This is a genomic window from Corynebacterium sp., assembly GCF_030826625.1.
Lineage (GTDB): Bacteria > Actinomycetota > Actinomycetes > Mycobacteriales > Mycobacteriaceae > Corynebacterium.
The window spans coordinates 1-7,400 of record NZ_JAPJNQ010000095.1 but is presented as its reverse complement, the minus strand read 5'-3'; the positions used below and the strand labels follow the sequence as shown (position 1 = coordinate 7,400).

The following is a 7,400-nucleotide window of genomic DNA, read 5'->3' as shown; positions in this document are numbered from 1 at the left end:
GGCCACCCCGCCCCCAAAAACCTAGTCCAGGATCTGCTCCCGCAGAATCGACATCGGGATCGAGCCATAGCTCAACGCCTCCGCGTGGAACTGCGGCACGCTCATGCCCTGCGCCACGGCAGCATCGCGCAGATCCGACCACATGCGCTGCCCCAACGCATACGACGGCGCCTGGCCTGGCCAACCCAAGTAACGGTCCAGCTCAAACGACAGCGTGGCCTCATCCAACGCGCAATTATCACGCAGGAAGTTCTTGGCGTAGCACACATCCCAGTGCCCCGGACCATCCGGAACCTTCTTGCCCAGGTGCATACCAATATCCAGCACCACACGGGCCGCACGCAGACGCTGTGCATCCAGCATGCCCAGGCGGAAGCCCGGATCATCCAAATAGCCCAAGTTCGCCATCAACTGCTCGGCATACAACGCCCAGCCCTCACCGTGGCCAGAATTCCAGCACGCCACACGACGCCACAGGTTCAGGTTCTCCCGCTCCATCAGCGTCTGGCCCAACTGCAGGTGGTGGCCCGGAACGCCCTCGTGGTAGACCGTCGTCAATTCCTGCCAGGTGTGGAAGGTGGTGGTTTCCTTCGGCACCGACCACCACATGCGGCCAGGTCGGGCGAAATCATCCGACGGCGGGGTGTAGAAAATGCCACCGGTGCCAGCTGGATCAATCTTGCACTCGATGGTGCGCACCGGCTCCGGAATATCGAACTCCGTGCCGTGCAGCGCAGTGATCGCAGCGTCGGCCTTCTCCTGCATCCACTCAACCAACGCGTCGGTGCCGTGCAATAGGTACTTCGGATCCTGATTCAGCCGACGGAAAACCTCGCGACAGTCCGTCTCATCGTCGTAAATCTGCGCTGCAGTCTTGCGCTGCGCCTCGCTGATCTCCCGCAGCTGTTCCAGACCCCACTGGTAGGCCTCATCCAAATCGACGCTATCGCCAACGAACAAGCGCGAAAAACGCTCGTAGCGCTCACGGCCCACCCCATCGCGGGAACTGGACTGCGGCACCACCTCTAGCGTCAACCAATCCGCAAACTCACCAAACGCGGCTTTGGCTTCCTGCACTTCTTTACTGTGTGAATCCAGCCCCAAATCCTCCAACAGCGAACCAGGCTGCGCCAGATCCTCACACTGGTTCACCACGGCATCCACCTGGCGGTACTTCGGTGCATGCCCATGCGCGCAGGCATCCTTCAGCGATTCACGGTAACCATCCAAGCTGTTGCGCACCAGGCTCAACCGCGAACGCAGGTTATCCAGGTCCTCGGTGGACTCATTGGGCATGAACACCAAGGTGTCGCGGATGGTCTGCACCGGCGAAGCGATGTTATTCAGCGCCGCCTCAGTTTCACCAGCGTGGTGCAGGTCGAGTTCCAGCAACAGCCGGTCGCGCAACACGTTCGCGGTGACGTAATCAATTTCGTCGAAATCGTCGTCGTCGTCAGACTCGTCGGTGGCCTCGTCGAGCGCGTTGACGTCTTCGATCATCTCACGGGTGCGGTCAGCGACGGCCTCGTAATACTCCGGCGAGAAATCCTCCAACTTGTCGTCGTAGCCCGCAATGCCCCACGCGGTAGCCTCGGTGGGTGAGAGCTCTGCCAGGTCATAGACAAAATTCTCGCAGGAAGCATCAAGCAAGGACGGCGGACGCGGCTGGGTGCGTTCTTGCCACGCTTGCTTGTCGGCCCTCAACTGCTGCCCGGCGCGGTCTTCGCGCACGTCTGCGGTGGGTTCGCTACTCATAGCAGGTGAGTCTAAACCTTTAAGCCTGCAAGTTTCCACCCAGCCCAGTGTTAACCTTCCCACCGCAACAAACACCTGCGTTCCACCGCAATAAACGCCCACGATGGCGTCGACAAGCACCCGCCGACGAAGGTCTAGTTTTGCCCAGGTCAGTCGGTAACCAGACAGGTGAACCATAGTATTCTTATATGTCATGGACGCACCAGGAAAAGCGACTGGAAACGCGACGGCGAAAACGACGGGGAAACCACCTGCAACTTCGCGCTACCCCCAGGCATTCGGACAACCCGAAACCCCCGCTGCCAAATGCCTGTATGTGATCCGGCAAAACTCTGTGATCAGCCGAGCGGATCTGATCACAGCCACTGGTCTTTCGCAGCCGACGATCACCCGCGCGATCACCACACTGTTAGCCAACGGTTATGTGATCACCCGCGACGACCTCGCCCGCACGCACGGCCGTGGTCGGCCGACGACACCGGTGGAGCTGGCGAAACCGCTGTGGATGTTGGCCGGCATCTCGGTGGGCACGACGCAAACATACCTCGCTGTTTTTGACATCCGCGGGCGCACCATCCGCGAGTCCACGATCGACACTCCCGTCGCCGAGCTCAGCGAAAGCGATTTCATCCAACACATCATGGCCGGGCTGCACCGGTTGGTCACCGGGCTGGAGCACACGCTGTTGGCGGTGGGCGTGACGACGTCTGGTCAGGTGAGCCGCGACGGCGTGGTCAGTGCACCGAACCTGGGCTGGGAGCAGGTCGACGTGGCAGCGTCGCTTCGCTATCAATTCTCGGTGCCGGTTGCGGTGTCCTCGGCGGTACCGGCGATCCTTGGTTCTGAGATGCAGGCGGGTGAGCTGCTGGTTAGTGATGATTCCGACCGCACCCTGGTGCTGTTTGCTGATGACTCGTTGGGCGCCGCTTTCACCAACACCTCTGGTGTGCACCCGATTGAAACGCTGCCGCAGGTCACCAACCACAAGCTCGGCTTGCAGAATTCCGCGCCGGAAAAAGCACTGATCACCCGCTCCATCTTGGAGCGCATCAATACGCAATGCCCGGATCTTCCTGCTGCCCCAACCACACTGGCAGAAGCCGTGCAGTTGGCAGCGGATAGCGACGACATACGCGAGATCCTCGATGCGCGTGCCTACGGATTAGCCAAATTAACGGTAGATCTAGTGCGCGAATACAGGATTTCTACCGTGGTGGTTGCGGGTTCGGCATTCGTGGACGATGCCCGCGCACCGAAACTGTTCGCCGCAACCGTGCGTGAAATCATGACTACCGCTAAGGCACCAAAAATGCGCATGATTCCCACACATGAAGAAGTGGTGCGCTCGATTGCGCGCGCGGTGGCGCTGGACCAGATGCTGCGCGAGCCGCTTCAGCTCGTGCCTGCCGACGACAACCGCAGCTAGTTGGGGGCTGGGTTAGCTGCTGGGTTAGCTGTAGCGGACCTCGTCGAGAGACAGCGCGCTGCCGCTATCACTGCCACCAATCAGTTCCGCGTGAGCAGCAGCCGTAGCGACGTATTTCGCGGCGTGCGGGATAAACGCCTGCGATTCGTCGTCGGAAAGCTCCCGGCGCACCTTGGCCGGCACCCCCGCGGCGAGGACTTTATCGCCGATCTTTGCGCCTTCCAACACCACTGCCCCGGCGGCAATCAGCGAACCTGCCCCGATCACTGAGCGCGAGAGCAACGCGGATTTCATGCCCACCAGCGTTCCGTCACCGACATGCGAGCCGTGAACCAGCGCCATGTGCCCGACGGTGACGTCTTCCCCGAGCACGCAATCAGCGTCGGCGTCGACATGCAGCACGGAATTGTCCTGAATATTGTTGCGCGCACCCACGACGATGCGGTTGACATCAGCGCGCAGCACGCAGCCATAAAACACTGAAGCGTCCGGGCCGATTTCCACGTCCCCGATCAGGGTGGCATTCGGCGCGATGAACGCGGACTCGTGCACGCGCGGGGTTTTTCCATTGAAAGGCAAAATAAGTGGCATGGCCCCATGATAGCGCTGGTAGTGGGCTTTTTCGGTGGCACACTTGTCGACGGCTGCTTGTCAACGGCTAGCCGGTTGCCTGCTCCACTAATTCACACAACTGCCCGACGCCCATGTATAAGCGGGCGCGCATACCCAGCTCCGCCGCGGCAGCCAGGTGGCCTTCGTTGGTGCTTATAAACACGGTCTCGCGGGCGCTGGCACCTAAAGCGTCGACGGCGACGTGCAGCATGCGCTCGTCGGGAAGCACCACGCCAATATCGCATGACAGCACTAGCGCATCGAGCTCCTCCAAGCACGGGTACTGTTGGCGCAGGTGTTGCGACTGGCTCAGTGAACAATTCGCGGTGCCAGCGATGGGGATTCCGGCGTCGGCTAGGCTTTCGATGCACCCCCAGGCTTCGGTGTCCAGCCAGCTGCCTGCGTCAGTATCAGCGGCGATGGCCTCGGCAATATCGCAATCATCCAGGCCCACGCGGGCAATTATTTGCTGCCAAAACCGCTGGTCCCCAATGTCGCCGCTGCAGTGGGCGGGGCGGAGTTCAGAAAAAACTTGCCAGAACTTCTGCGCCTGCGGCAATTGCGCATCATAGATGCCGGCGGCCTGCAGAAGCGCATGGTTCTGGGGCTCGCGCGGGGTGTGCACGAGGGCGCCTGGGAGATCCACCAGCAGATTCAACTGTGCCATGCCCGCCCAGTATAGAGCGCCAACGACGGCCACGGGGCGATGCTGGCGCGCTACCAGCGGCCCGATATTGGTGCATCGTTATTAATGCATAGTCATTAGTGCATCGTCGGTGGGCCCTGCTGGGATTGCTGGTTAATCGGTGCCCACTGCACGCCCTGCTCGTCCTGCCCAGCGTAGGCGCCAGACGCACCCCGCACATCTTTCAGGCGACGATTCCACACTGGGTTCGCTCCTGGCATGAACCAGATCAACACCCCAGAAATAGCTGCGATGATCAGGCCACCAATCACGGAGTAATCGTGGGGGATCCACCAGAATCCGGCCATCGTCATGCCGATGATGACAAGCCAGATCAGTGGAATGTAGAGGTTTAGGTTCAGACGGCTGGCAGTGCGATATTCGCTCCAGTCTTCCGCCGGGAAGCGGCTTCTTGCTTCGGCGCGAATGCGTCGTCCAGTTTTTTGTGACAGCGCAACGACGGCGACCAAGGTCAAGGCCAAGCCAACGCCGGCAATGATCATTTCGCCATTAACTACGCCGTAAATCAAGACCATACAAGCGACAACTAAGGATATTCTTTCCACACCATTGAGAGGTAAACCATTAGTAGGATTCACATCAGGGTAAAGACTGCGAAAAGAGCTGGTTGTGGGGGTAGTCAATGTTTTTCTCCTGCAGAAACCACACAATTGAAACAATTAGCTTTAGCCTAGCCTATTATTTCTTAGGATTTCCAGGTAATCTACGAATGCATATTTTAAGGGAACCCCGGCAATGCAATTTTGCAGGGCAACCCGTTCTTACGCACGTTTACCGCAATGTCTTTCCGGCGCTACCTACCCACAGGCTTGGCAGGGGACCGGCAGCAACCTGAAAGACGCCTGATTAAATCTAGGAGTTCGTAGTGTCCCAGGAGTCGACAACTCGGCTACGTACACTTTCCCGTCGCGCCGTAGCCAGCACTTTCGCTCTATCTCTAACCTCGTTGAGTGCATTGGCCGTCGCATTCGTACCACACGCACACGCCGCTGAACAGTGCAGCTTCAACTGGGGAATCAAACAGTCTTATCGCAACTACATCCAAGGCCCCGTCGCCCGCGGTGGCTGGGGCGCTGACGGAATCGGCTTCACCGGTAACGAAACTGGGCCCGACGGCGCTTTCGTGTTCACCCCGAAAAAGACCGAGGCCAGTGGAAACGCTGTTACCGTCAACTTCAACGGCACGTTGAAATTTAATGGCCACGGCTACCACGGCAATACGAACGTCGACCTGCTGGATATGACCATCTCGGATTGGAAAGTCCGCGCTGAAGGCAACAGAGCAGACATCATCGTCGACTATGTCTCTTATGACTCCGACATGGTCGATACCAGCAAGCGTGGCCCAGAGATTAGGGGCGACGACGTCTCCATCGCAACGATCAACCTCAACAACCCTGTAGCTCCAAACGCAGACGAGGTTAACCTCAGCGGTAGCACCAACTTAACTGCAGAAGGTAAGAAACTATTCTTGGCCTACGACGTGGGCCAAGAGCTGGACCCTACTTCGGGCGCGATCAAAACCGATGGCAGCTGTGATTCCGACAAAGGCTCCGGTGGGTCCGGCTCTGGATCCGGTGGCGGCAATAAACGCACCCTGACCACCATCAAAGGCAACTTCACTGGTTTCAACAAAGAAATCATGTCCCTGTTGCAAGAAACCAATGACACCATGAACGCGTTTACCACCTTCATGGGCAACAGCCAGGCCTTTTTGGACGAGTACGAGTCTTACCAAAAACGCTTCAACGGAGCATCCGGCGGTGCGGGCGGTAATGGCACCACTAGCGGCACGACCTCAGGCGGTGGCACTCGATCCGGTGGGGGCAACTCCACCCAGTCCAACTCCGGTGGCGGAGCTGGCGGTGCAGGCGGCGCGAGTGGCGCTGGAGGCGCAGGCGGCGCGGGTGGTACTGGCGGTGGAGCTAGCAACTCGGCCGGCGGTGGCGGAACCGGAAACGTCGCTGGCGGAGGCGCTGGCGCGGCTGGTGCCGGTGGCGCTGGCGCTGGCGAACAATGCCACGCAACCGGTGTCACCTCTTCCACACTGAGCTGGGGTTTGAAGAAGTCTTTCCGCTCTTATATCACCGGATCCATCGCGAAAGGCTCCTGGACGCTGCAGGGCATTGACTACGTTGACGGTCAATACCGCTTCAACGGCAACTCCGGAAACGTCGACACTGGTGCGAAATCCGGCAGCATCCGCCACAATGGCGCTATTCAATTCGACGGCCACCATGGCGTATTGGATTTGAACGTATCCAACCCTGAGGTCACCTTCAACGGCAACTCCGGCAAGTTGATTGCCGATGTGCGTTCGTCGACCATGGAAGGCGAAAAGCTGAACTTTGGCCGCGTAGCCGTCGCAGACCTAAACTTCGACTCTCTCAGCGTCGACGCCAACAAAGCCAGCGGTAAAGCCCGCGTGTTCTTGACTGATACTGGAGCGAAAGCATTCGCAGGCTTCTACGAGGCCGGCCTGGAGCTCGACCCACTGAACTTTGATGCACAACTCGGCGGCGCTGGCGATTGCTCTGCGGCTGGCGGAGCGTCTGGTTCCGGCACCAGCGGCGCCGGCGGATCCGGTGGGGCCGGTGGCACTGGAAGCGTTGCCGGTGGCGGAAGCGGTAGCGGCAGCGTCGCAGGTGGTGGCGATAATCCGCTGTCCGGTGACGGCGAAACCACCGCTTACGAAAATGGTTCCGGCAACTTCAAGATCAAATCCGCTGGATCCAACAACGCTGGCCTGGGTGACAACCCGAGCGCTTATATCCTGCTGTTCCTCGCTGGCCTGATCGTCGCCGGTGGTTCTATGAGCCACCTAGTCATGCGCAACCCTGCCTAACCCCAGCCATATTCGCGCCATGGGCACCCCAAACCCGTGGCGTTTATCCCCACCCC

The 7,400-nt window shown here is 59.5% G+C and carries 6 protein-coding genes; 2 read left to right on the top strand and 4 right to left on the bottom strand.

Annotated features, from left to right (window positions below):
- Nucleotides 1-21 precede the first annotated feature (21 nt).
- On the bottom strand, nt 22-1,755 hold the full coding sequence (locus tag RCH87_RS09635; protein ID WP_306516484.1) for a DUF885 domain-containing protein: 1,734 nt from the start codon (nt 1,753-1,755) through the stop codon (nt 22-24).
- Between the two features lie 193 nt (nt 1,756-1,948).
- Here RCH87_RS09635 and RCH87_RS09630 point away from each other — a divergent pair, with 193 nt between their 5' ends.
- Nucleotides 1,949-3,181, top strand: a complete 1,233-nt coding sequence (locus RCH87_RS09630; protein ID WP_306516483.1) for an ROK family transcriptional regulator — start codon at nt 1,949-1,951, stop codon at nt 3,179-3,181.
- Nucleotides 3,182-3,205: 24 nt separating this feature from the next.
- Here the strand turns inward: RCH87_RS09630 and RCH87_RS09625 are convergent, their stop codons facing one another.
- From RCH87_RS09625 to RCH87_RS09615, 3 genes are all read right to left on the bottom strand, one after another.
- The gene (locus RCH87_RS09625) at nt 3,206-3,772 is read right to left on the bottom strand and encodes a gamma carbonic anhydrase family protein (protein ID WP_306516482.1); all 567 of its coding nucleotides are present in this window, start codon (nt 3,770-3,772) and stop codon (nt 3,206-3,208) included.
- A gap of 67 nt (nt 3,773-3,839) precedes the next feature.
- Entirely contained in the window at nt 3,840-4,460 is a 621-nt protein-coding gene (locus RCH87_RS09620; RefSeq protein WP_306516481.1) for an HAD family hydrolase, read from the bottom strand.
- Between the two features lie 95 nt (nt 4,461-4,555).
- Nucleotides 4,556-5,014 carry a hemin receptor gene (locus tag RCH87_RS09615; RefSeq protein WP_306516479.1) on the bottom strand — a complete coding sequence of 153 codons (459 nt, stop codon included), beginning with the start codon at nt 5,012-5,014 and terminating at the stop codon, nt 4,556-4,558.
- Between the two features lie 350 nt (nt 5,015-5,364).
- Between RCH87_RS09615 and RCH87_RS09610 the strand changes: the two genes are divergently transcribed.
- On the top strand, nt 5,365-7,344 hold the full coding sequence (locus tag RCH87_RS09610; RefSeq protein ID WP_306516478.1) for an HtaA domain-containing protein: 1,980 nt from the start codon (nt 5,365-5,367) through the stop codon (nt 7,342-7,344).
- The last annotated feature ends 56 nt before the right edge of the window (nt 7,345-7,400 follow it).

Excerpts from the sequence above, each read along its gene's own strand:
- RCH87_RS09615 (WP_306516479.1), bottom strand. The coding sequence starts at position 5,014 with ATGGTCTTGATTTACGGCGTAGTTAATGGCGAAATGATCATTGCCGGC.
- RCH87_RS09630 (WP_306516483.1), top strand. The coding sequence starts at position 1,949 with ATGGACGCACCAGGAAAAGCGACTGGAAACGCGACGGCGAAAACGACG.
- RCH87_RS09625 (WP_306516482.1), bottom strand. The coding sequence starts at position 3,772 with ATGCCACTTATTTTGCCTTTCAATGGAAAAACCCCGCGCGTGCACGAG.
- RCH87_RS09620 (WP_306516481.1), bottom strand. The coding sequence starts at position 4,460 with ATGGCACAGTTGAATCTGCTGGTGGATCTCCCAGGCGCCCTCGTGCAC.
- RCH87_RS09635 (WP_306516484.1), bottom strand. The coding sequence starts at position 1,755 with ATGAGTAGCGAACCCACCGCAGACGTGCGCGAAGACCGCGCCGGGCAG.